The following is a 23,636-nucleotide window of genomic DNA, read 5'->3' on the forward strand; positions in this document are numbered from 1 at the left end:
TTTGTTCAAATGGGATCTTCTTCCGGAATAAATACAATGCTGTCGTAAATTGCAGATAAGGGCATTTCAAAATCCAGCAATTCAAAATGGATGACATCATCTTTGTTATCGAAAGTCTGATAATTCCAGATGTCCTTTTGATTGGTACGTGTGTAAAGTTCGACGTAAAATTCATTTTGTGAAACGAGCATGAAGTATTGAAGCGAAGCAATGTTTTTATACTGTCTCAGTTTAAAACCCCGGTCATAATTCGCAGAGGATTTGGACAACACTTCAACCAGAATAACCGGATTTTTCACAACATACGTTCCGGAAATGTCTTCTTCCGAGCAGGTTACAACAACGTCCGGATAAGGATAATAAAGATTTACAATCGCTTCCACTTTAATGTTTTCTGCAAAAACCCTGCAACCCTGCGGACGAAAAAAGCTTTTGAAAAGCGTTCGGATATTATCCACAATGTCATTATGGTTCATCGTTGTTCCTGCCATTGCAAATAATTCGCCATCATAATATTCATGGCGAACTTCGCTTTTCTCTTCCATTTCGAAGTATTCTTTAACAGAATATTTATGTTCGGAAACCTGTGCGTGGCCCATAAATTCGAGTTGCAGTTTTACAGTTTACATGAAAGTTAATGCATTTTTAAATACGTTGCTGCTGGCAATCCGCTTTAAGCTGTTTAGAATACGTATTGAAAAAAGAGTCCATGTAAAAACCGGTAATTCCTGCAAGTTTTAAGCAAAGGCTTAACCCGGAATACAAGAACTTTCCAATCAAGGCCGCCAGAGCAAAGAAGAATCGCCGTAACTCAGAAACCTGTAATCCTGCGCCATGGCTTCGGAATAAATCCGTTTCCAGTCGTTGCCGACAAAAGCAGCAACAAGCAGAATCAGCGTGGAACCGGGTTGGTGATAATTGGTGACAAGTCCTTTGCACAAGCGGAATTTGTAGCCTGGAAAAATAAAGATTTCTGTTTCACCTGTAATGGAATCCAGCTTTTCTGCATTCATATAATCTGCAATGGCGGTCAGCGATTCGGCGGCAGACGGAAGTTCATTATCTTCAAAAGGGTACGGATACAGTTTTTCAATGTGAAAACCGGTTGTTTCATTCCTGAAAAGCTTGACGCCAAACCAGTAAAGACTTTCCAGCGAACGCAGCGAAGTTGTGCCGACTGCAACAATATGATCAGTGCTTTTCAGTAAATCCTGAATTAAATCTCTGGAAAATACCACCTGTTCCGAATGCATGCGGTGTTCTGTCACCGAATCAACCTTGATCGGCTGAAAAGTGCCTGCGCCCACATGCAGCGTCAGAAAAGATTTCCTGATTCCTTTGGATTTCAGTGTTTCAAATACATTTTCGGTAAAATGCAGCCCGGCTGTCGGCGCCGCCACTGCTCCGTCCTGATTGGCATAAACCGTTTGATAACTGGAAACATCCCGTTCTTCCGTATCGCGGTTCAGGTAAGGCGGCAGCGGAATTTCACCAAGTGCCTTTACAATATCCAGAAAAACAATATCCTTGTCCCAGGAAAGGTTTACATGGTTCCGCTCGTAATCCGCATAAGTTATTTCCAGGTGAACAGCTTCTCCGTTCACTTGGATTTCAGTCGAAAGGGCATCCTTTATTTTCCAGCGTTTTTTGTTGCCGATCATGCATTCCCATACGCAGGAATGTTTTACAAGCATCGCATCATTGATAATCCGCGAAGGAAGCTCCGGATGAAGCAGCAGGATTTCAATAACGGCACCCGTTTCTTTTCTGAAGTAAGCTCTTGCGGGAATTACTTTCGTATCGTTGAACACAAGCAGCGTTTCTGCCGGAAGATTCTCAGCAAGTTCAAAGAAATGCCGGTGCTGAATCAGTCCGTTTTTGTAAACAAGCAACCTGGATTCATCCCTTTTTTCCAGCGGATAACGCGCAATGCGTTCATCGGGCAGGTTGTATGTAAATTCTTCCAGCCGGATCGATTCTGCATCTGAAAGCCAGTCGCTTTTCATGGACGCTTCCTGCAAGTTTGATTCTTCCATCCTTTAACAGATTACAGCCTGTCCTCGGGAACAGGCGTTGACAAAAGCCGAAACGGAAGCAGAAGCACGATTACAAGCAAGGCAATGCCTATGTAATACAGCCAGGAAAAATCAAAAACGTCTACTTTGTAATTTGTGCTGTTGATCGTTGCCAGAGAAAAAAGACTGAAACCGATAACCGTATTGATAGCGGCCACAAGGCAATTGAACCAGTTGACCAGGTGTTCGTTCAGCGCTTCGCGGTGCTGCGCCCATATTCTCTTCTTCGGGATCGGAAGATGCATCGGATCGGCACTGGACACCAACTTTGCAAACCTCGCTATCAGCACGTTATTGACCAGAAACAAGGCCATGACAATGTAAAAAATATGTTCTTTGGGCAGATAAATTTCCGCCAGACCGCTGTCTGAAAAATCGACCGCAACCATTTGCGGAAATACCGAATACGTCCATACCAAAGCCCCGATTACCAGCACAACGGATAACCAGCGCCAGACTTTTATTGCAAATGTTGTAACTTTCATGAGTCAGTAACCTGTTACAGGTTTTTCGCCGTATAAAAAATAGGGTGCAAAATTAGGCCCGGGAGTTTCCAAAACCTAATTGAAAACCTTAAAGTTTATTTCAAATACCATCATGAAAATATACACCAAAACAGGTGACAAAGGCACCACTTCCCTGATCGGAGGCACACGCCTGAGCAAGGCACACGTCCGGATCGATGCCTACGGAACCGTTGATGAGCTGAACAGTTACATCGGAATGCTGCGCGACCAGCCCGTAAATGAAAACCGAAAGGATCTCCTGAAAGAAATTCAGGACCGGCTATTTACAATCGGGTCACACCTTGCTTCAGAGTCGGACCAGACCAAGCGCATTCTTCCGGACTTGTCCGAAAATGATGTTACAATACTGGAAAGTGCAATGGATTTTATTGACTCACAGGTTCCGCCGCTCCGGGCATTTGTCCTGCCGGGCGGACATCCGTCCGTTTCCTTCGGCCACATTGCCCGAACGGTGTGCCGCCGGGCCGAACGCGCCGTTATTCATCTGCAGCAGGGCGAAGAAGTAGAAGAAATTGTGATCCGTTATCTCAACCGTCTTTCCGACTATCTTTTCATGCTTTGCCGCGCCATGACTTATGAATTGAATATTGAAGAAGTTACCTGGAAACCACGCATTTAGGCATAAAAATAATTGTTGTACTAAATATCAGGAACTTATTGAAATAATTCAGTAAATTGCGGAAATCAGGCAAGATGAAAAATCAATATTAAATTTTTGGCACCATGACAGCCGACACAGTACAAATTGAGGTTCAGCAGACGTCAAAGTCACGTCTGCATGAGGTTGATTTCAACAATCTCGTTTTCGGACGGAATATTTCCGACCACATGTTTATCGCAGAATACCGCGAGGGTCAATGGCAGGATCTCCGGATCGTCCCTTACGGCGACCTTTCGCTAAGCCCAGCAACTGCGGCCCTTCATTACGGACAAGCTATTTTTGAAGGGATGAAAGCCTATAAAAATGAGGATAATGAAGTGCTGCTCTTCCGTGCCATCGATAACTGGAAAAGGCTCAACAAATCGGCTGAAAGGCTTTGCATGCCAACAATTCCTGAGGAAATTTTCATGAACGGACTGACAGAACTGCTGCGCTTGGATTCGGAATGGGTTCCTTCTCAGGACGGCTGCTCGCTGTATATTCGTCCATATATGTTTGCAACGGATCCTTACATTGGCGTAAAGCCGTCGGATTCGTACTATTTTATCATTTTCACAAGCCCGGTTGGAACGTATTACGCCAAGCCTCCGCGCGTAAAAGTGGAAATTCATTTTATCCGTGCTGCGGAAGGCGGCGTGGGCGCAACCAAATGTGCCGGAAATTATGCCGGCTCGCTTTATCCTGCCAAACTTGCACAGCAGGAAGGTTACGACCAGCTGATCTGGACGGACGCCCGCGAGCATGCCTATATTGAAGAATCGGGCACGATGAACATCATGTTCATACTGAACGGCAAACTGGTTACGCCTTACGTTTCCGAAACAACGCTTGACGGTGTTACGCGTAAAAGCATTGTTGCCATTGCACAGCACTGGGGAATTCCGGTTGAGGAACGCAGGGTAAGTGTCAAGGAAATTATTGATGGCCTGAAAGACGGAAGCCTTGAAGCGGCATTCGGCGCAGGAACGGCGGTTGTGATTTCTCCGTTCGCAAGCATTGCTTATGAAGGCGTGGATTATGCATTGCCGGAAATCAAGGAAGATTCTTTTGTTAACAAGATCAAAAAATACCTGACCGACCTTCGTACGGGAAAAGAAGAAGACGTTTTTGGCTGGATGCTGAAAGTGTAGTCTGAAAAAGACCGGAAGTTCATACTTTAAAGTTCAAAGCACGGATTGACAGCTTTTTGCAGTTTCCGGCTTTGAACTTTTCTGTTTTATATAAATGTCCTTGTGCCGGAATAATTATCGCGAAATTCTTTTGGCGTGCAGCCGTTTTTGTTCTTGAAAATCCGGTTGAAATAAGAAAGATTATTGAACCCGCACTTGTATGCAATTTCCGAAATCGTATTGGACGTATTGATCAGCGACCGGGAAGCATGGCCAAGTCGGATTTCGTTCAGACTTTCAATAAAGGTTTTGCCTGTCCTTTTTTTGATAAACCGGCTGAAAGAAACTTCCGACATTCCCGCCAGCTTGGATACGACTTCCAGATTTATTTCCTTGTCGTAATTGTCGCGCATATGGGCGAATACCTTTTCGATCCGGCGGCTGTTGTAATTGATTTTTTCATCAATAAAAGTACTGTTGGACAAGGTGCGCATGTTTCTGGAAACGGACAGATCATGCAAAATCGACATCAGTTCCAGAATGGAGTCAAATCCGCTTTTCTGTACAAGCGCTTTCAGCCGTGGAACAATGCGTTCGATGGTTTCCTTGGAGAATGAAATTCCTTTCGCAGACTTTTCCAGCAGTGAACGTATAAAAAACAACTGGTTGCGGCGCAGGAATTTATCATCAAAAAGATCGCGGTGAAACTGTACGGTGATTTCGTAAACTTCGGGCATTCCTTCCTGCCACTTGTAATTATGATTCATCCAGCAATGCGAAAGGTTATTTCCTACAAGCACAAGCTCTTCGTTATCAATAACTTCGGTATGATCGCCTACAATTCTCTTCACACCTTTGCCGCCGATAATGAGATTCAGCTCAAACTCATCATGATTATGCAGCGGAAAGTCAAAGAACGTTTTGTTTCTGGCAAAGATCGTAAAACAGTCGTATTGGGTCAAAGGGGTAATTTCGCGGTAAATTTCACTCATAGACATTCAGATTATAGGTATATACAGGTACGGTAACCGGGAGCAAGTAAAGTATCATACAAAATTAGCTTGCATTAAGAATATAAATCAATTAAATATTACAAAATTTTAAGTTATTTATTGAGATAAGACAAATTAATCCTCCAATTTCGCAATATGTTACTTACTAAATAGTCATTTTTACTTTAATCCTAGATAAGATAGTATTATACAAATACGGAATCAGCAGATACTTTTGCAGATGTTTGTGGCTGATTCCGGAAAACACAACCGCATGAAGATACAATCCATTGATTTGCTAGTCATTATCCTATATCTCATTTTGGTAACCATCATCGGTGTCATACTTAAAAAGCAGGCGACAAAAAGCAAGAATGATTATTTGCTTGGCGGAAAATCAATGCCTTACTGGATGCTTGGCATTTCCAATGCATCGGGAATGTTCGACATTTCAGGGACGGTATGGATGGTTGCAATCATGTTTGTTTACGGTCTTAAAAGCATTTGGCTTCCGTGGCTGTGGCCCGTTTTCAATCAGGTTTTCATGATGGTTTATCTGTCCATATGGCTGCGCCGTTCCAATGTTTCCACCGGGGCCGAATGGATGCTTACCCGTTTCGGCAACAAGCGTAACGCGCAGCCGGCGCACCGGGTAATCGTTGCATTTGCATTGCTGAGCTGTCTTAGTTTTATGACTTACGGGTTTATCGGTTTGGGAAAATTCCTTGAAATATTCATTCCCTGGCAATCGGTTCAGCCTTACGTTTCATTTATACACATTGCACCGGAATACGTACCGCATGTTTACGGAATTGTGTTCACCTTGTTTACCGTTTTTTACTCTTTGCTGGGCGGGATGAAAAGCATTGTATGGGTGGATCTGATCCATTATATCATCATGGTGATTGTATCCGTTAGCGTTGCCGGCATTGCCATGAATGCATTGCATAAAGCCGGAAGCCTGCCGGTTCCGGACGGATGGCATCATCTGTTTTTCGGCAAGGAACTGGGGCTGAACTGGAACGGGTATATTTCGGATGTAAACAGGAAAATTGAAACGGACGGATTTTCACCTTTCGGCTATTTCTTTGCACTGATGTCGGCAAAAGGGATTCTGGCCAGCCTTGCCGGTCCGGCGCCGAATTATGACATGCAGAAGATCCTTTCGACAAAATCGCCGCGCGAAGCCGCGCTGATGAGCATGATCGTGAACGTTGTGCTGCTGCCGACGCGCTATCTTTTCATCATCGGAGTTACCGTAATCGGTTTGCTTTTTTACCGTGACCTCAACATTTCCTCTGCAAACGGGACGGATTTCGAACGCATTCTGCCGGCTGTTTTGAACACGTACATTCCGCCGGGACTGCTTGGTTTGGTACTCATCGGCTTGATGGGTGCTTTTATGGGCACTTTTGCGGGTACTTTCAATGCGGCACAGGCTTATCTCGTCAACGATATTTACCTGAAATCGGTCAATCCGGATGCCAGCGACAAACAGGTTACAAGAATGAATTACATGCTCGGAATGGCCGTTGTTCTCATCAGTATCCTGCTCGGTTTTCTGGCAAAGGATGTGAACAGCATCCTGCAATGGATTGTCTCCGCGCTGTTTGGCGGCTACATTGCTTCAAACGTATTGAAATGGCACTGGTGGCGGCTGAACAGTACCGGTTTTTTCTGGGGAATGCTGGCAGGCATCGTGTCGGCCATGATTTTCCCGTATCTTTTTCCGGGCGCTTTGCCATTGTTCTACTTTCCGGCCATACTGCTTGTTTCTGCTGCCGGCGCTATTGCGGGATCCTTGCTGACACCCGCGACGGATATGGAAGTACTCACCAAGTTTTACAGAAATGTAATGCCGTGGGGATTCTGGAAGCCTGTGCGGGAGGCCATTCAGCGGGAAGATCACTCCTTTGCTCCCGATATGAATTTCAGGAAAGATCTGTTCAACGTAGCAGTCGGAGTTGTTGCGCAGACTGCCATTACCGTATTACCTGTATTTTTTATACTGATGATGCCTGTTCAAACCTGCATTGCTGCTTTGGTGCTGGTGGTCTGCATACTTGTGCTCTGGAAAACGTGGTACCGGAAACTGCCGCTGAACTGACTTTTATTTACCCTTACCTTAAAAACGTGATGACTGAATTTCAGAATCGCCTCGCACAGATTACAGCCGTAAAGGAAGAATTGCTGCTCAGACCGAATGTCCGGGTCGTACCGGGAAACGGAAATTACGACCGGTACAGATTCCCGGTTCTTACCAGCGCGCATGCACCGCTTATCTGGGAGTACGACCTGAACCCGGAAACCAACCCTTACTTCACAAAGCGGTTCGGGATCAATTCGGTATTCAATGCGGCGGCAATGCGGTTTGAGGGTAAATATATGGTAGTAGCGCGGGTAGAAGGCTATGACCGGAAATCGTTCTTTGCCGTTGCCGAAAGCCCGAACGGCATCGACAATTTCAGGTTCTGGGAATACCCGGTAAACATGCCGGAAACCGAAGTTCCCGACGGCAATATTTATGACATGCGGCTTACTGCGCATGAAGACGGATGGATTTACGGACTTTTCTGTACCGAACGCAAAGATCCCGGCGCAATGCCCGGCGACGAGTCGGCTGCCATAGCGCAGTGCGGGATTGCCCGTACAAAAAACCTGAAAAACTGGGAAAGGCTGAAAGATCTTGTAACGCCGTCCGCACAGCAGCGGAACGTGGTGCTGCATCCGGAATTCGTTGACGGCAAATACGCCTTTTACACACGTCCGCAGGATGGTTTTATAGAAGCAGGAACAGGCGGCGGCATCGGACTGGGCTTATCGGCAAGCATTGAAAATGCAGTAATTGACAAAGAATATATCATAGATCAGAAAAAGTATCATACCATTTATGAAGCCAAGAACGGACTGGGCCCGGCGCCTGTCAAAACGGACAAAGGATGGCTGCATCTGGCGCACGGCGTCAGGAAAACGGCTGCCGGGCTGCGGTATGTCCTTTATCTTTTTATGACTGACTTGCAGGATCTTACAAAAATAACGCATAAGCCGGCCGGTTACTTTTTAGCTCCGGAAGACGAAGAACGCATCGGTGATGTACCGAATGTTGTTTTCTGCAACGGATGGATTCCGGATGATGACGGAAATATATACATTTATTATGCGTCTTCCGACACAAGGCTTCATGTTGCCACTTCTACGCTGGACAAACTCTGCGATTATGTAATCAACACGCCGGAAGACGGATTAAGATCAGCCACTTCACTGCAGACATTAAATGCCCTTATTGACCGGAACAAAACTTACCTCAGCAGCATTCAGCCGGTCATTACCTGAAAAAATAGTACAGATTCCGATTATACCTGAAAGCGTATATGCTGCATCAAATTTGCACATCTGCTTTTCGCAACCTATTTCGGCCACAAAGCGTATACTACTTTAAGTTACACCGAATCATCCCATTTTTCAAAGGCATAATTTCATAATTAAATCATTAAAGTGCTAAAAATGTGTTATTTTCAGATAAAAAATAACTATATACAGAACATATGAAAATTGGTATATTTGATCAAATTTTATAACAATAACCTGTTATCAGGTAGTCCATTTATCTACATTTTACTTATTCAATAATGCGTATGAAAAAACAAATACTGTTTATGGTATTGTTACTTCTTTCCATGCTTTCAATGCACAGTTATGCCCAGGAAATGACAGTAACAGGTAAAGTAACCGAAGAAGCGGGAGGAGAAGTGGCCGGGGTCAACGTAGTGGTAAAAGGTTCCAGCCGCGGTACAACTACAAACGACAAAGGCGAATACAGTATCAGTGTTGAAAAAGGCAAAATCCTGACCTTCAGTTTTATTGGTTTCAATTCCAGGGAAGTAACAGTTGGCAGTGAGTCCGTAATAAACGTTTCACTCACACCGGAAGCAACAGCTTTAAATGAAGTTGTGGTAACTGCTTTGGGTATCAAAAAAGAGAAAAAAGCACTGGGTTATTCTGTTTCGGAAATAAAAGGCGAAGAACTGGTTCAGGCGCGCTCCACCAATATTGCCAATACGCTTGTGGGAAAAGTGGCCGGTCTGAATATTACAGGAACAGCAACTGGCCCGGGTGGATCCACGCGTATAACACTGCGCGGAAACGGCTCCATTGACGGCACTAATCAACCTCTGATTGTTGTAGACGGTATTCCCATCAACAATGACAACCTTGGAGCAGCCGGTATGTGGGGTGGCGGCGACCGCGGCGACGGAATTTCCAGCCTTAACCCTTCTGAAATTGCAAATATCAGCGTACTGAAAGGTGCCACGGCAGCTGCACTTTACGGATCACGTGCATCCAATGGCGCCATTCTGGTAACAACCAAAGGCGGTGTTGCCGGTAAAGGGATCGGCGTAGAGATCAACTCCAATTTCACTACCGATAATTTGCTGATTACTAAGTTCAAGGATTTTCAGTATGAATATGGAATGGGAAGAAATGGTGTAAAACCAACTACACAGGAGCAGGCCATGAGTTCATCCAGCTTTGGTGCCAAACTGGACGGATCAAGTGTTATTCAGTATGATGGTGTTTCAAGGCCCTACTCTGCTGTAAAAGACAATCTTACCAAATTTTACAAGACGGGAAATACTTTCAATAACTCGGTTGCCCTGACCGGTGCAACTGAAAAAGTAACTTACCGCGTATCGCTTGCCAACCTGAGCAACAAAGGTCTGGTTCCGGACAATACACTGGACCGACAGAACTATGCAGTTAACTTAAACGCAAACCTGAGCAAGAACCTTTCTATGCTGGGGAATGTCAAGTATACGCATGAGAAGAATCACAACAGGCCGAAAGTTTCCGATTCTCCGGGAAATGCCAATTACACGCTGATTAACATGCCGACTTCACTTAGTGTTGAAACGATGAAGCAAAGCATGTTGGATGACCGCGGTTATGAAATGGTATGGGGAGACAATATTTACGTAGACAATGCATATTATGCAGCGACCCAGTTCAAGCAGGATGATAATAAAGATCGTTTTATTGTATCTTTTGAACCCAAGTATAATTTCACGGACTGGTTGTATGCAAAGGCACGTGTAGGTTTTGACAAGTATTTTTACAACTATACAGCCATTACGCCAACCGGAGTTCCTTATCAGCCGCTGGGCGGATATGATAAAAACGTTCAGTCGTTTTCAGAGGTAAACTCCGAACTTCTTTTCGGATTGAACAGAAAGCTTGTTGGTGACCTGAATCTAAATATGCTGGTTGCAGGAAACCTGATGAAGCAAGTTATTCGTCAGGATTACATCAGTGGTTCCAGCTTCAACATTCCGTTTTTTTACGATATAACCAACATCAGTCCGGCATCACGCAACGCATCTTACAATTACATCGAAAAAAGGATCAATTCTGTTTACGGATCGGCTGAATTTTCATACAAAAGCTATGCATACCTGACCGTAACTGGGCGAAATGATTGGTTCTCAACATTAGCACGAGGGAAAAACAGTTTATTTTATCCTTCCATAGCAGGTAGTTTTGTACTGTCAGAAGCGGTAAGATTGCCGTCTGCAATAAGCTATGCCAAACTGAGAGGTTCGTGGGCAAAAGCCGGCGGCGATACCAATCCTTACAGACTTTCACTTTACTACGGACTTTCCGGTGCGCACATAGGATCTCCATTGGCACAAATCAGTGGAAGCACAGTTCCGTATGCAGGTCTTCAGCCTTTAAGAAGTTATACTTACGAATTTGGACTGGAAAGCAGGCTTTTCAACAGCAAGCTTGGTGTTGATTTCACTTATTACGATCGCCAGACCAAGGATGATATCGTTGCTGCCTCCATTTCGGGAACATCCGGATTTACAAGCGTACTGCTTAATATCGGACAAATATCCAATCGTGGTGTTGAATTAATGCTGAATTACGATCTGATCAAAACCAACAACTTCACCTGGGATATTTCCTACAATCTGGGCTACAACAAGAGCAAGGTAGTATTTCTCGGCGATGGCCTGGACAATATACAAGTTGACAATCCGCGTTCTCAGACTGCTTATGTATTTCAGGAAGTTGGCCAGCCTTTCAGCTTGATTAAAGCAGCTTCTTTTGTAAGGGATGAGCAGGGAAGAATTGTATACAATGCACAAGGTATGCCGCTGAAAGGCGACCTGAAACCTTATGGAACCGGAATCTCTCCTTATACAATGGGCTTCACTACCAATTTCAGATACAAAGGCGTTGGTCTTTCTGTTTTGTTTGACGGACGCTTTGGCGGCCATATCTACTCCGGTACCAATGCACTGGCAACAAGATACGGCTTGTCCAAAGAGTCACTTGTCGGTCGTGAAACAGGCGTTGTGGGCGAAGGTGTAAATGAAGAAGGAGAAATCAATACGGTAAGCGTACCGGCTACTCAGTATTATGAAAACCTATACAATTTTGGTGAGCCTTTCATTTATAAGTCGGATTTCATCAAGCTTCGTCAGGTAATTCTTGATTACAGCATTCCTTCCAAAGTACTGGGCAGATCACCGTTCAGAGGTATCTCCGTTTCGCTTGTAGGAAGAAACCTTGCAATCCTGATGAAGAAAACGCCGAATATCGATCCGGAATCGACTTACGGAAACGGTAACGCACAAGGCTATGAATTTGCCGGTGTGCCTACAACTCGCAGCATTGGTGTTAACCTTAACCTGAAATTCTGATCCGGACCTTTTCAGGAAATTATAAAAACATGACTATAAAGATTCTTATGATACGAAAAATAGCAGTTGTGCTTGCCCTTACGCTCGGAGCCGGTGCATGTACAAAAGATTTTGAAAAAATTAACGTAAATCCTACTTCTCCTTCAGAAGTTCCGCTGGATTACTTGCTTGGACAAGCCCAGTTGCAGATTTCGGGCTCGGCGGGCGATCCGGGGTATAAAGTATGGCGCGGCAATTTCATTTACTCAGGGACTATCGTTCAGCAGCTTGCATCGGTAGATGACTACTACGCTGGTGACAAATACACTTACAATGCAGACAACAGCGGAGCGTATTTTGCTGATTCCTATGTTAATTCAGTAAAGAGCCTTGCAGATATCATTTCACAGGCATCCGAAGATCCTGCCGATGTCAACATTCTTTCCATGGCAAGGATATTAAAGGTACTTCAAATGCATATCATTACAGATTTGTATGGCGACGTTCCTTATTCAGAAGCCGGAAAGGGATTCATCAGTCAGATCTATAAACCTAAATACGACCCGCAGCAGGCTATTTATGCCGACATGCTGAAAGAACTGGACGAAGCCGGCACTGCGCTGAATGCATCCGCTTATGTTCCTACCGCAGCCGATTTTGTGTATAAGGGCGATATTTCAAAATGGAAAAAGGCTGCCAATTCGCTTATGCTCCGCCTCGCCATGCGCATGCAGAAAGCAGATCCGGCTGCGGCTCAGACCTGGGCTAAAAAGGCAATCGACGGCGGGTTAATGGCTTCCAACGATGATACTTTCAAATTCATCCATACCGAAGGATCAACGGCCAGCCGCAACCCGAATTCCTATAACCTAGGCATTGGCCGCGGTTTGATCAAAGGTGATAATTTCCAGTGGTCGAAAACGTTGATTGACATGATGAAGGCCCGAAAAGATCCGCGTATCAGCATTATTTCCCAGCTTGCAAACGGCGACAAAACAGTTGCCAATCAGAAAGGTTTGCCGAATGGCCTTGACAAAAGCAGCGGGCCAAACGGGCTGGTTACAAAAACAGGCGACGGAAATATCAAGAACTATTCCCGTCCGACCGACCTGATGTATGACGACGATGATCCGAATATTCTTCTGACTTTTGCAGAAACCAAATTCCTTACTGCCGAAGCCATTGAAAGAGGATGGGCAACAGCCGGAACTGCCAAGGATGCTTTTGAAGCTGGCCAGAAAGCGGCCGTAACGCAACTTGCTGCCTTTGATGCAACAGCGGGAGTTGTAAGTCCGGCGAATGCGCAGGCTTATGTTACTGCAAACCCGTATCCCGTAGCCGGAACGCTGGCTGATAAACTGACGCAGATCCATTCTGAAATGTTCATTCTTACCGCCTCCACTTTCAATCATTATGAAGGCTGGTCGAACTGGCGCAGAACGGGTATTCCTGCACTGACACCGACCAACTATCCGGGAAACCTGACGGGCGGCGTTATTCCGCGCAGACTTATATTTCCGATCAGCGAGCTGGCCGTTAATGAAGCCAATTACAAGGAAGGCGTTGCCAGAATGGGCAAAGATGATTTCCTGACCCGTGTCTGGTGGGACAAATAAGTATAAATTAGTAGATATAATTCAAAAGGTGCCCTGAATATTTTGGGGCATCTTTTTGTTTTTTATTCTAATTTTGAAATTCTACATTTTCACATTTGTAATACAATTGGTATGATACAGTCATTTACAGAAACGGCCGATAAGGAAGTTGTTTTTGAAAAAGTTCAGCAGTTTATAGATGAACAGGGATTTACGGTTGTCAGTAAAGATCATTCGCGGCCTTGGGGCGGATTTTTTGTGCTCGAGGAAAGTGAAGCGCCCAAGTTCATTGCTACTTTTTTCCCGCATCTTTCCATTCAGGATTTTGCCGGCTACGAAAAACTCAGCCCGAAAATACTGGTTGTAGCGCCCAACAAGCGTTTATCATGGCAGTATCACCATCGCCGTGCTGAAATCTGGAAAGTAATCGGCGGAAATGCAGGAATCGTGATCAGTGATACAGACGAGGAAACAGCATTGCAGCAGCTTCCGATCGGAACGGTTATCGACCTCAAAAAAGGAGAACGCCACAGGCTTGTCGGTGTGGACGAATGGGGAATTGTGGCTGAAATATGGCAGCATACCGACCCGTCCAATCCTTCGGACGAAGATGATATTGTACGCGTTCAGGATGATTTCGGAAGATAGATTTCCGGAATGAAACGCCGTTTAAATAGCTGTCTCAAAAATCAGATTGCCGTTCAGAACCGGTCAGTATAAAGAAATTTGTTGACTGTAACCCATTCTGAACGCTTCGGACATGTGCCGGACTGATTTTTGAGGCAGTTTTTATTTAAAACTGTTTTGATATGAAATTCGGCAAAGTAGAGCATCCGGGCAATATTGATTTTACAATGCCTGCGGATTTACCCGAAAATAAAATCCTTCTGCAGAAAAAAGGACTCAAAGGCAAACCAAACGTATATGTTGGCAGCCCAAGCTGGAACCGGGCGGATCTGAAAAATTTTTATCCCAAAGGAACCCGCGATGAACTGACGTATTATGCAAGCCGTTTCAACTCCATTGAAATGAACGCTACATTTTACTCCAACTTCACGCCTCATATCATTGAAGGCTGGCACAACAGAACACCCGCTGACTTCCGCTTTTTCCCGAAAGTTCATCAGAGTGTAAGTCACTTTAAAAGGTTGTATGACGCCAAGGCAATAACAGATTTGTATCTGGACGGAATCGCGCATCTGCAGGAAAAACTGGGCATGCTGTTTCTTCAGCTGCCCGACAATTTCAGTCCGGCAAACTTTCAAACGCTGAAAAATTACCTGAAAGACTGGCCGTCGGGATTTCCGCTTGCCATTGAACTGAGGCATTCCGGCTGGTATGACGGCTCATGGAATACGGAACCGCTCTATGAAGTACTTGAAAACTACAACATAACGCAGCTGATTACCGACACACCGGGCCGCAGGGATGTACTGCATATGCGGCTGAGCACGGCAAATACGTTCGTCCGGTTCAACAGCATCAATGCAGAGGCCGATTATGCAAGGCTGAACGACTGGGTAAAACGCCTGAAATCATGGGTTGATAACGGACTCGAAAATATTTACTTCTTCGTACATCAGGACCTTGAAAAACCAATGCCTTTACTATCCGGCTATTTTATCAAAAAACTGAATGAAGAACTGGGCACAAACCTGAAAATCCCGATCATCCAAAGTACAAACACGCAAATGGAGCTTTTTTGATTAGCTATTAGCCGCCAGCTTTTAGCGATTAGGATATTGGCTAAAAACCCAACTACCCATGACGCGAAGCAAATGACAAAAATTCCAAAAACTTCACCCTTAACAATCCATGACGCGCAGCAAATGACAAAAAAACCAACCGCTAAAATCTCAGCACCCAGCAACCCATAACGCGCAGCAAATGACAAAAACTACTTAATTTCAAACCCAATCCCCTGTTCCGGAAAAATCAGGTTCAGTCCGAGCTTGTTTTCCGATGCGAGTTGCTCTTTGATTTTTTCTTCGCTGTTTCCTGCCGGTTTTATATGCGTGACAACGACGTTCAGATTACGCATTTTGTCTTTGCCGGCCAGTTCAGCCAGCTTGTTCATTTCCTGCATAAACCATTTTGGAGTCAGATGCCCGAACAGCTTTTCATCCGGCTGCTCATTGGCATAGGAAACTTCCAGAAAAATCCCTTTCAGTTTTCCCGACCGGATCAGCGGAGCGGCTGCATTCCAGATTTGCTGCATATAATCCGTTTTCTCGATCTCGTCCGGGCCCGTATCGCCAAAATAGAGCACATAATTTCCGTTATTCTCAAAAAGAAAGGCCGCACTTTCACCCGGCTTTGAATGACTGAGCTTCAATGCTCTTACGGTCATTTCCGTTTGCTCAACCCTTGTATCAATTCCGGGTTTCAGGACTTTATATGTGTACTTTTTCAAAGCCGGGCTGTTTCCTTCATTTCCCATATTCGGCCAGCTTTTCCAGTTGAAATAATGATCGGTTATGGTGCGGATACAATCCGGAAAAGCATAAATATTTTTAGCCGTATCTTCCACAGAATTGATGATCATACCGGAAATATGGTCCAGATGCGGATGTGAAATAAAATACGCCCTGATGTATTTTTTAAGAACCTCTTCGGCAGAAACCTTGAATGCACCATTTGAAACAGCCTTTTGAATTCCTGCATTAATTGTACCCGCATCCAGACAGACATAGGCTTCGGATTGCAGCGGAGCAAGCATGTAAGCAGATAAATTCCCGTCTTCCACCCCGCCTTTTACACCAAGCGGAACTACTTTAAAGCCTTGCTGGGCAAAAGAATCAGCAACAGAAAAAAGGAATATCAATAGAAATACGGAACTGAATCGACTCATATACGCTGAACAGATTTGGGCACGTTTGCCGGGAATGATTATTTATGATCTTAAAATTATTGTTTAATCTTTAACTGCGGGTGAATTTTCAAATATGATCAAAAAATCGGATTTGCCCGTTAAAATGTGCCCGGTTTGCAATCGCAGTTTTACGTGGCGCAAGAAATGGGAAAAAGTGTGGGACGAAGTAAAATACTGCAGTGATAAATGCCGCTCAAATAAAAACAAAGCTGTTCAATGAAAGCCGTTACGTTGTTGTTCCCGCATCAGTTGTTCAAGGACAATCCCGCTGTTGATAAAGAAAGAAGCATTGTTCTCGTTGAGGAATTCCTGTTTTTTAACCAGTTCAATTTTCACAGACAAAAGCTGTTTCATCACCGCGCGTCCATGCAATGCTACAAAGCCCAGCTTGTTCAGAATAATCATCAGGTCGAATACATTGAAGCGCAAGAAGAACATGCCGACATCCGGAAGCTGATCCCGTTTCTTAAAGAAAAAGGCATTTCAGAAATTCATTATGTGGATGTGACCGACAACTGGCTGCTTAAAAGAATGAGCAACGCTGCAAAAAAAGCGGATATCACGCTCGTAGAACATGCCACGCCGATGTTCCTGAATACAAAGGAAGACCTGGAATTATATTTCATGAACAAGAAGCGATATTTCCAGGCTGATTTTTATACGGTACAGCGCAAAAGACTGAACATTCTGCTGGATGAAAATGAGCAGCCGGAAGGTGGCAGATGGAGTTTTGATACGGAAAACAGAGTCAAATACCCGAGAAAAAAGGTACCGCCGCAAATCCGTTTTCCTGAAGAAGATGCATTTTATACCGAAGCTGTAAAATACATCGACACGCATTACAAAGACAATTACGGCCGGATTCCTGAAAATGCAAGGTTTCCGGTCAGTGCTGTGCAAAGTGAAAAATGGCTGGAACAGTTTCTTGAAAACCGTTTTGAAGAATTCGGCAGGTATGAAGATGCCATGGTGATGACCGAGCATTTCCTGCATCACGGCGTGCTTACGCCCATGCTTAATACGGGTTTGCTGACGCCGCGTTATGTCGTTAAAAAAACACTGAAGTTTGCAGCAGACAGGAATGTTCCGCTGAATTCCGTGGAAGGTTTCATCCGGCAGATTATCGGATGGCGTGAGTTCATGCGGGGCGTTTACGAAGTAAAAGGAACGGCAGAACGTACACGCAATTACTGGGGCTTTACCCGGAAAATCCCGGAAGCGTTCTGGAATGGAACAACGGGCATTGAACCTGTGGATGTTGTCATTAAAAAAGTCCTGAAAATCGGCTATTGCCACCATATCGAGCGGCTGATGGTGCTGGGAAATTTTATGCTGCTTTGTGAATTTGATCCCGATGAGGTTTATAAATGGTTTATGGAGCTGTTTATCGATTCGTACGACTGGGTGATGGTTCCCAACGTTTACGGCATGAGCCAGTTTGCCGACGGCGGTTTAATGGCCACCAAACCTTACATCAGCAGCAGCAATTATCTGATGAAAATGAGTGATTTCCAGAAAGGCGAATGGCAGCAGATCTGGGACGGATTGTTCTGGCGGTTTATGGACAAACAGAGAAAGTTTTTCGGCCAGAACCCGCGTATCGGCATGCTGCTCAACACTTTCGACAATATGCCGGAAGAAAAACAGCAGGAACATCTGCTGCATGCCGATTCATTCCTGAAAAAACTTGACAACGGGCTTGCTTTGTAATCCGGAAAGACGGTGTAAATTAAGTCGTTTTAAGACCATTATTTATGATTCAACTTTACAGAACAAACAGTGAACATCCCGAATTTACAAGACTGACCAGCTTGCTGGACGATGCATTGTGCATGATTTATAACACCCGTAAGGAAGATTATGAAGAGTACAATCGCATTACCGGACTACCGACTGTGGTGCTTGCCATGGAAGGAAATGCTGCCGTTGCATGCGGATGCTTTAAAATTGCCGGCGATTCGACAATAGAATTAAAGCGCATGTTTGTAGACCCGGCTTTCAGAAACAAGGGAATTGCATCGGCTATCGTCCGTGAACTTGAAAACTGGGCAAAAGAAACCGGTTATGAACATGCGATACTGGAGACCGGGAAAGGACAGCCGGAAGCCATTGCCATGTACGGCAAACTGGGCTATTCAATTGTTGATGACAGTGATTCGGCCAGTTCAGAAAGAAGCGTGTGCATGAAAAAGAAATTGTAATTACAGCAATGCACCAATCAGCTGACAGCTAAAAGCCGGCACCCACTTATTCAATAAAATTTAAACCTCAAATCAAGTAATGACTTCACTGGACCCTCCTCCGTTTTATCAGAAATTCGCACTTTCATTACTTGGAATCGGCATCCTGATGCTGGGAATTTATCTCGGTCAGGATATTCTTGTTCCGCTGGCACTTGCCGGACTGATCGCTGTTTTGCTGCGGCCTGTTGAAAACATGCTGGTCCGTATCGGATTACCCAAATTAATAGCCATCAGTCTGGCGGTATTGCTTGCCGTACTCATTGTTTCCGCCATCGGTGTTTTGCTTTCCATGCAGATTTCCGATTTTTCAGAAGAACTTCCGAAACTCAAAAGAAACATCAATGATTTTTACCGGGATGCGAGGCGCTGGATCAGAAATGAATACAGCGTAAGTTACCGGCAGCAGGAACAATACCTGAAAAATGCACAATCCAAAACACTGGAAAACTTTCAGGGCGCTGATACGCTCGGCATTGTAACCGGTCCGCTCGGAACGCTGATCCTGATTCCGATTTACACCTTTTTACTGCTGTATTACCGCACGATGCTGCTGCACTTCATGGTGGTTCTGTTTGCAGAAAAACACAAAGCGCAGGTGCTGGAAGTGCTCGCGGAAATCAAGTCGATTATCCAGAGCTATATGGTTGGATTGTTGCTGGAAACCACGGTTGTGGCAGTTCTTAATTCAGTCGGTTTGCTGATCCTGCATGTGCAGTATGCCATTTTGCTGGGCATTATGGCCGCTATTCTGAATTTGATCCCTTATATCGGCGGACTGGTGGCTACGGCGCTGGCGGTTATGGTCACTTTCATCAGTCATCCGGAAATCAATGTTATTTTTGGCGTTGTCGGGGTTTTTATAGCCGTTCAGCTTATTGATAATAATGTTCTGGTTCCGCTTATTGTTGCCTCCAAGGTAAAAATCAATGCGCTGGTTTCCATAGTTGGTGTTCTGGTCGGCGGCGCACTTGCAGGTTTTTCAGGAATGTTTCTGTCCATTCCGGCCATCGCAATCATGAAGGCCATTTTTGACCGGGTAGAAAACCTTAAACCATGGGGAATCTTGCTTGGCGACCAGACGCCCAAACAGGCAAGCAACGATATATTCAGGCTGGTAAAAAAGAAGAAACCAAAGCCGGAAGCGGAAGCATGAGCTTTGTTGATGTAAATCTTAAAACTGTGCAGTTAATATAAAAATTGTCATTCTGAGCATGGCTCAGAATGACAATTTATTGCAATTCACAGAATTTTCAACAGCTATAAAAAAATACTTTACACCAGAACCTGTCTGGTTTCAATATTGGCTTTCAGGTCGTGAAGCAGGCTGAACAAACCGAAAAAAGTACGGTTGATGTAAATAAAATGCTTCGAACCGCGGTTCACGTTCATTTTCCTCAGCTCCTTGTCATTCGCATACTTTTCACCCAGTGCCGCCAGCTTTCCGAAAAACTGTTCATCCGCAAAATCAAATGTTTCGGACTGAAAAGGCTGCGTAAAAAGCATCAGAATTTCCCTGAACAGATTGGAAAAATAAACCGTTTCTGCCGGTGTATCCTTGCTCGTCAGTATTTCGAGCGCAGTCAGTCTGGAATGGAAAAACGCTTTGTCATTCAGGTTTTCCGGCTCGGCAAGTTCAAAATAAGGAACATAAAACGACTCGGGAATTTCTTTCATACAGCCAAAATCAATCGCAATCAGATTTCCCTGTTCGTCGACAAGGAAATTACCCGGATGCGGATCGGCATGCACCTTGCGCAATTCATGAACCTGAAACATATAAAAATCCCAAAGCGCCTGCCCTATTTTGTTGGCCGTTTCCTGATCCGGGCTGGACCTGCAAAATTCGGATAAATGTTTTCCGTTCATCCAGTCCATTGTAATTACACGTTCACAGGAAAATTCAGGATAATAATCCGGAAATTTCAGGTTCGGAATGTGTGCACAAGCCTGCGCCACTTCGTTGCTCTGCGCAATTTCCAGAATGTAATTGGTTTCTTCGGTAAGCTTTGTTTCTACTTCCTTGAAATACTTGTCAGAGTCTTTTGCCTGAATATTGAACATTTTCATGGCAATGGGTTTCACAAGCGCAAGGTCTGTTGAAATACTTTCCGCAACGCCGGGATACTGGATTTTCACCGCCAGTTCCTTTCCGTTCAGCGTAGCTTTATGCACTTGACCAATACTTGCCGCATTGATCGCGTTGGCGTCAAAGGAATCAAACAGATCGAGCGGCGCTTTGCCGAAATATTTTTTGAATGTCTTGACAACCAGCGGTGCAGACAAAGGCGGTACGGAAAACTGTGACAATGAAAACTTCTCCACATACGCCTGCGGCAGGAAGTTCTTTTCCATGCTCAGCATCTGCGCCAGTTTCAAAGCACTGCCTTTCAGGTTTTTCAGACCGTCATAAATATCCTCGGCATTGTTACTGTTCAGGTTATCCCTTGCCGATTCCGGATTGGTGATTTTCTCGCCGTAATATTTGAGGTAATTCCCTCCTATTTTTACTCCTGTTGAAATCAGTTTGCCTGCACGCTGGATTTTGGAAGTAGGTATGCTGTCTATGGTCTCCATTCCTACTTTAATTTTTCTTTGATTAAAAATTTACCAAAATCGATCACGCTTTCAAATGGCGTTATATCAATCAGATCAAAAGTAGCGCGAATCGATTTTTCTATAAAAAGGTCCGTTTTCTCAAAACCGATGGACTCATCGTCCAGCCAGAAACGCAATGTAACCAGAAACTGAACCCAGGCTCCTTCTTCCAGCGCTTTCTGCTGCGCATTGCGGATGCGGTCGTTTGTCAGTTTAAGATAACCGGCGCTTATTTCGGCAATGAAGGCTTTGAAATGCTTTTTAAATTCCTGCAGTTTCGCGGAGTTATGCAGCCTTGTTTTTTCATCTTTCAGATCAAAAACAACGTAGCTCCGGTTGGCGGTCAGAATCTCGAAATACGTGTAATAATAAGTAAGCAGCTTGTCCCGGAAACCAAGCGTTTCCGTTTCACCGCTTTGATTGATCAGATTGACAGCCATTTTGTGAAAGCTTACAAACACGCTTTTTTCAATGGAATCAATGGAAGAAAAAAACCTGTAAAACTCCTTTTCAACAATTCCGTTCTGCTTGCAGAACAGATAAACCGACTCGGGCTTTCTGTTATTTTCAAGGCAGTAATGCATATATAACTCGGTTATCTTTTCCGAAGTGAGTGGCTCCGGCTCAGAAGTAACACCTATTATTTTTGTTGCCATTATGTTAATTTGGTTTAGCAAACTGGATGATTTACTTAAATTTCAAACGCTGAAGAGGGCTTTTTTCTTACACTCAGGCATTTTTCTGAAAGATTTACGGACTAATGAAAATTCCTGATTCAATCATCAAATAACCGGTGTGCGTATTTATAATACAACAAAAAATACAGCCGGAATATTCATTTTCCGGCTGTATTTTACGTAAGATTTCAGCGTAATTCAGGATCTGAAAATATTCAGGTTCAGGAACTCGTTCCTGAATTTTCCTTTCGGGTCATATTCCTTTGCAAGCTGCCTGAATTCCTGCATTTTCACATATCTCTTTTCCAGCTCGTCCGGCGGAATTGTAAACAGCTTTCCCCAGTGCGGGCGCACGTTGTAAGGTGCCAGTTCCTTTTCAATTACGGGAAGCAGTTTGCTGACGGCCGGCCAGTCCTGTTTCCACGTAAAATGAATGGCAACGCTGTCCTGCCTGTAGCATGGGCTCATCCAGAAATTATCCGCTGCAATCGTCCGGATTTCGGAAGTAAGCAGATGCGGCCCGACTTTGTCGCCAAGCCGGGAAATTGCCATAATGGCATCGACCGCATTTTGGGAAGACACAAAATACTCCGACTGCAGTTCCACGCCGCTGCTGGGCGTAAAGCCCATTTTGAAATGCGGCATGCGGTCGTACCACGGCGCGGCAACACCCATCTGATCCGTGCAGTTCTCGGCTGAAAGCTCCGGAATGGGATGCAGGTTTTTGGTCGCCAGCTTTGCCCCGAAGAACTCCGGTTCCGCTTTTAAGGGCTGGTCGTTTTCAATTTTTTGCTTGATCCACACCTCGGCAATATCCCTGCTTTGCCAGTTTGTAAACAGACTTACACTGTATCCGCTGGCCTGTATCCTTTCAAAATTGTTTTTCAGCTGTTCAAACGAAAGATGCTCGTAAACGTACTGGCCCATCATGAATGTAGGCTGAAGATCGAGTGTGATTTTGGTTACGACGCCCAGTGCGCCCAGATGCACAACAGCCGCATTGAACTTTTCACCGTCCTTTTCATGACTGAGATTTAGGATTTCGCCGTTCGCCAGAATCATTTCCATTGCCGATACAGCCGTGGCCAGATTCCCGTTTTTTGCGCCTGAACCGTGCGTGGCTGTTGCGCAGGCACCGGCAATGGAAATATGCGGCAAGGAAGCCAGATTATGCAGCGCAAAACCTTTTTCGTGCAGATACGGGCTTAACCGTCCGTATTTCATGCCCGAGTTGACGGTCACTGTTTTCTTTGCGGTATCCAGCCGGATTTCGTCTTCCATTTCAACAAGTGAAACAAATTCATTCTTTGTGTCCGCAATGTTGTTGAAGCAATGGCGCGTACCCAGCACTTTGAATCTGTCGTGCGTTTTTACAAATTCCCTGACCTGATTGATCGACTTGGCGTTTTCAAGCTTGTCTGAACTGTATTCCAGGTTTCCTGCCCAGTTTTTCAGTTTGGTGCCTGCTGCCCAGCCGGTCAGCGGTGAAAATAAAGGAGCTGCCATTAATGCTGAAGATAGTTTTATAAAAGTTCTTTTTTTCATAAGCAGGATTAAAACATAGCTGCCGTCAGCTGCAAGTTGAAATCCTAATTTAGTTTAATAAT

The 23,636-nt window shown here is 44.7% G+C and carries 20 protein-coding genes; 12 read left to right on the forward strand and 8 right to left on the reverse strand.

The window, feature by feature from the left end; genetic code table 11:
* Positions 1-5 precede the first annotated feature (5 nt).
* From FEM33_RS04205 to FEM33_RS04215, 3 genes are all read right to left on the reverse strand, one after another.
* Positions 6-599: a Uma2 family endonuclease gene (locus tag FEM33_RS04205; protein WP_139010858.1), complete on the reverse strand. Its 594-nt coding sequence runs from the start codon at positions 597-599 to the stop codon at positions 6-8.
* 177 nt (positions 600-776) lie between these two features.
* Positions 777-2,036, reverse strand: a complete 1,260-nt coding sequence (locus FEM33_RS04210; RefSeq protein ID WP_139010859.1) for an S-adenosylmethionine:tRNA ribosyltransferase-isomerase — start codon at positions 2,034-2,036, stop codon at positions 777-779.
* An 11-nt stretch (positions 2,037-2,047) separates the two neighbouring features.
* The gene (locus tag FEM33_RS04215) at positions 2,048-2,560 is read right to left on the reverse strand and encodes a hypothetical protein (RefSeq protein WP_139010860.1); all 513 of its coding nucleotides are present in this window, start codon (positions 2,558-2,560) and stop codon (positions 2,048-2,050) included.
* Between the two features lie 112 nt (positions 2,561-2,672).
* On the opposite strand from FEM33_RS04215, the gene FEM33_RS04220 reads away from it, so the two are divergent.
* Entirely contained in the window at positions 2,673-3,221 is a 549-nt protein-coding gene (locus FEM33_RS04220; RefSeq protein WP_139010861.1) for a cob(I)yrinic acid a,c-diamide adenosyltransferase, read from the forward strand.
* Positions 3,222-3,325: 104 nt separating this feature from the next.
* On the forward strand, positions 3,326-4,393 hold the full coding sequence (locus tag FEM33_RS04225; RefSeq protein WP_139010862.1) for a branched-chain amino acid aminotransferase: 1,068 nt from the start codon (positions 3,326-3,328) through the stop codon (positions 4,391-4,393).
* Positions 4,394-4,479: 86 nt separating this feature from the next.
* On the opposite strand, the gene FEM33_RS04230 is transcribed toward FEM33_RS04225, so the two are convergent.
* Complete coding sequence (locus FEM33_RS04230; protein WP_139010863.1) at positions 4,480-5,364, reverse strand: AraC family transcriptional regulator; 885 nt, start codon at positions 5,362-5,364, stop codon at positions 4,480-4,482.
* Positions 5,365-5,638: 274 nt separating this feature from the next.
* Here FEM33_RS04230 and FEM33_RS04235 point away from each other — a divergent pair, with 274 nt between their 5' ends.
* The 6 genes from FEM33_RS04235 (at position 5,639) to FEM33_RS04260 (ending at position 15,348) form a co-directional block, all read left to right on the forward strand.
* Positions 5,639-7,471 carry a sodium:solute symporter family protein gene (locus tag FEM33_RS04235; RefSeq protein ID WP_139010864.1) on the forward strand — a complete coding sequence of 611 codons (1,833 nt, stop codon included), beginning with the start codon at positions 5,639-5,641 and terminating at the stop codon, positions 7,469-7,471.
* 29 nt (positions 7,472-7,500) lie between these two features.
* Complete coding sequence (locus FEM33_RS04240) at positions 7,501-8,697, forward strand: glycoside hydrolase family 130 protein (protein WP_139010902.1); 1,197 nt, start codon at positions 7,501-7,503, stop codon at positions 8,695-8,697.
* Positions 8,698-8,999: 302 nt separating this feature from the next.
* Positions 9,000-12,068, forward strand: a complete 3,069-nt coding sequence (locus FEM33_RS04245) for a SusC/RagA family TonB-linked outer membrane protein (protein ID WP_139010865.1) — start codon at positions 9,000-9,002, stop codon at positions 12,066-12,068.
* Between the two features lie 47 nt (positions 12,069-12,115).
* Positions 12,116-13,663: a SusD/RagB family nutrient-binding outer membrane lipoprotein gene (locus FEM33_RS04250; RefSeq protein ID WP_139010866.1), complete on the forward strand. Its 1,548-nt coding sequence runs from the start codon at positions 12,116-12,118 to the stop codon at positions 13,661-13,663.
* Positions 13,664-13,774: 111 nt separating this feature from the next.
* Entirely contained in the window at positions 13,775-14,290 is a 516-nt protein-coding gene (locus FEM33_RS04255) for a cupin domain-containing protein (RefSeq protein WP_138284013.1), read from the forward strand.
* Positions 14,291-14,451: 161 nt separating this feature from the next.
* Positions 14,452-15,348 (forward strand): DUF72 domain-containing protein, encoded by an 897-nt coding sequence (locus FEM33_RS04260; protein ID WP_139010867.1) that lies wholly within the window; start codon positions 14,452-14,454, stop codon positions 15,346-15,348.
* 191 nt (positions 15,349-15,539) lie between these two features.
* Here the strand turns inward: FEM33_RS04260 and FEM33_RS04265 are convergent, their stop codons facing one another.
* Positions 15,540-16,493 (reverse strand): MBL fold metallo-hydrolase, encoded by a 954-nt coding sequence (locus FEM33_RS04265; protein ID WP_139010868.1) that lies wholly within the window; start codon positions 16,491-16,493, stop codon positions 15,540-15,542.
* Between the two features lie 94 nt (positions 16,494-16,587).
* Between FEM33_RS04265 and FEM33_RS04270 the strand changes: the two genes are divergently transcribed.
* From FEM33_RS04270 to FEM33_RS04285, 4 genes are all read left to right on the forward strand, one after another.
* On the forward strand, positions 16,588-16,734 hold the full coding sequence (locus tag FEM33_RS04270) for a DUF2256 domain-containing protein (RefSeq protein WP_138284024.1): 147 nt from the start codon (positions 16,588-16,590) through the stop codon (positions 16,732-16,734).
* Positions 16,731-18,224, forward strand: a complete 1,494-nt coding sequence (locus FEM33_RS04275) for a cryptochrome/photolyase family protein (RefSeq protein WP_139010869.1) — start codon at positions 16,731-16,733, stop codon at positions 18,222-18,224. The genes FEM33_RS04270 and FEM33_RS04275 overlap by 4 nt, the downstream gene beginning before the upstream one ends.
* A gap of 44 nt (positions 18,225-18,268) precedes the next feature.
* Positions 18,269-18,715, forward strand: a complete 447-nt coding sequence (locus FEM33_RS04280; RefSeq protein WP_139010870.1) for a GNAT family N-acetyltransferase — start codon at positions 18,269-18,271, stop codon at positions 18,713-18,715.
* 79 nt (positions 18,716-18,794) lie between these two features.
* Entirely contained in the window at positions 18,795-19,910 is a 1,116-nt protein-coding gene (locus tag FEM33_RS04285; RefSeq protein ID WP_139010871.1) for an AI-2E family transporter, read from the forward strand.
* A 119-nt stretch (positions 19,911-20,029) separates the two neighbouring features.
* Here FEM33_RS04285 and FEM33_RS04290 read toward each other — a convergent pair whose 3' ends face one another.
* The 3 genes from FEM33_RS04290 to FEM33_RS04300 form a co-directional block, all read right to left on the reverse strand.
* Positions 20,030-21,331, reverse strand: a complete 1,302-nt coding sequence (locus tag FEM33_RS04290; RefSeq protein WP_139010872.1) for an ABC1 kinase family protein — start codon at positions 21,329-21,331, stop codon at positions 20,030-20,032.
* Positions 21,332-21,333: 2 nt separating this feature from the next.
* Positions 21,334-22,008 carry a TetR family transcriptional regulator C-terminal domain-containing protein gene (locus FEM33_RS04295; protein ID WP_139010873.1) on the reverse strand — a complete coding sequence of 225 codons (675 nt, stop codon included), beginning with the start codon at positions 22,006-22,008 and terminating at the stop codon, positions 21,334-21,336.
* 219 nt (positions 22,009-22,227) lie between these two features.
* Positions 22,228-23,574, reverse strand: a complete 1,347-nt coding sequence (locus FEM33_RS04300) for a D-arabinono-1,4-lactone oxidase (RefSeq protein WP_139010874.1) — start codon at positions 23,572-23,574, stop codon at positions 22,228-22,230.
* Positions 23,575-23,636 lie beyond the last annotated feature (62 nt).

Origin of the sequence: Dyadobacter flavalbus, assembly GCF_006149045.1 — a bacterium.
Classification (GTDB): domain Bacteria; phylum Bacteroidota; class Bacteroidia; order Cytophagales; family Spirosomataceae; genus Dyadobacter; species Dyadobacter flavalbus.

Bases quoted from the DNA above. Each gene is read 5' to 3' on its own strand.
- FEM33_RS04205 (WP_139010858.1), bottom strand. From the start codon at position 599: ATGGGCCACGCACAGGTTTCCGAACATAAATATTCTGTTAAAGAATAC.
- FEM33_RS04210 (WP_139010859.1), bottom strand. From the start codon at position 2,036: ATGGAAGAATCAAACTTGCAGGAAGCGTCCATGAAAAGCGACTGGCTT.
- FEM33_RS04215 (WP_139010860.1), bottom strand. From the start codon at position 2,560: ATGAAAGTTACAACATTTGCAATAAAAGTCTGGCGCTGGTTATCCGTT.
- FEM33_RS04220 (WP_139010861.1), top strand. From the start codon at position 2,673: ATGAAAATATACACCAAAACAGGTGACAAAGGCACCACTTCCCTGATC.
- FEM33_RS04225 (WP_139010862.1), top strand. From the start codon at position 3,326: ATGACAGCCGACACAGTACAAATTGAGGTTCAGCAGACGTCAAAGTCA.
- FEM33_RS04230 (WP_139010863.1), bottom strand. From the start codon at position 5,364: ATGAGTGAAATTTACCGCGAAATTACCCCTTTGACCCAATACGACTGT.
- FEM33_RS04235 (WP_139010864.1), top strand. From the start codon at position 5,639: ATGAAGATACAATCCATTGATTTGCTAGTCATTATCCTATATCTCATT.
- FEM33_RS04240 (WP_139010902.1), top strand. From the start codon at position 7,501: ATGACTGAATTTCAGAATCGCCTCGCACAGATTACAGCCGTAAAGGAA.
- FEM33_RS04245 (WP_139010865.1), top strand. From the start codon at position 9,000: ATGAAAAAACAAATACTGTTTATGGTATTGTTACTTCTTTCCATGCTT.
- FEM33_RS04250 (WP_139010866.1), top strand. From the start codon at position 12,116: ATGATACGAAAAATAGCAGTTGTGCTTGCCCTTACGCTCGGAGCCGGT.
- FEM33_RS04255 (WP_138284013.1), top strand. From the start codon at position 13,775: ATGATACAGTCATTTACAGAAACGGCCGATAAGGAAGTTGTTTTTGAA.
- FEM33_RS04260 (WP_139010867.1), top strand. From the start codon at position 14,452: ATGAAATTCGGCAAAGTAGAGCATCCGGGCAATATTGATTTTACAATG.
- FEM33_RS04265 (WP_139010868.1), bottom strand. From the start codon at position 16,493: ATGAGTCGATTCAGTTCCGTATTTCTATTGATATTCCTTTTTTCTGTT.
- FEM33_RS04270 (WP_138284024.1), top strand. From the start codon at position 16,588: ATGATCAAAAAATCGGATTTGCCCGTTAAAATGTGCCCGGTTTGCAAT.
- FEM33_RS04275 (WP_139010869.1), top strand. From the start codon at position 16,731: ATGAAAGCCGTTACGTTGTTGTTCCCGCATCAGTTGTTCAAGGACAAT.
- FEM33_RS04280 (WP_139010870.1), top strand. From the start codon at position 18,269: ATGATTCAACTTTACAGAACAAACAGTGAACATCCCGAATTTACAAGA.
- FEM33_RS04285 (WP_139010871.1), top strand. From the start codon at position 18,795: ATGACTTCACTGGACCCTCCTCCGTTTTATCAGAAATTCGCACTTTCA.
- FEM33_RS04290 (WP_139010872.1), bottom strand. From the start codon at position 21,331: ATGGAGACCATAGACAGCATACCTACTTCCAAAATCCAGCGTGCAGGC.
- FEM33_RS04295 (WP_139010873.1), bottom strand. From the start codon at position 22,008: ATGGCAACAAAAATAATAGGTGTTACTTCTGAGCCGGAGCCACTCACT.
- FEM33_RS04300 (WP_139010874.1), bottom strand. From the start codon at position 23,574: ATGAAAAAAAGAACTTTTATAAAACTATCTTCAGCATTAATGGCAGCT.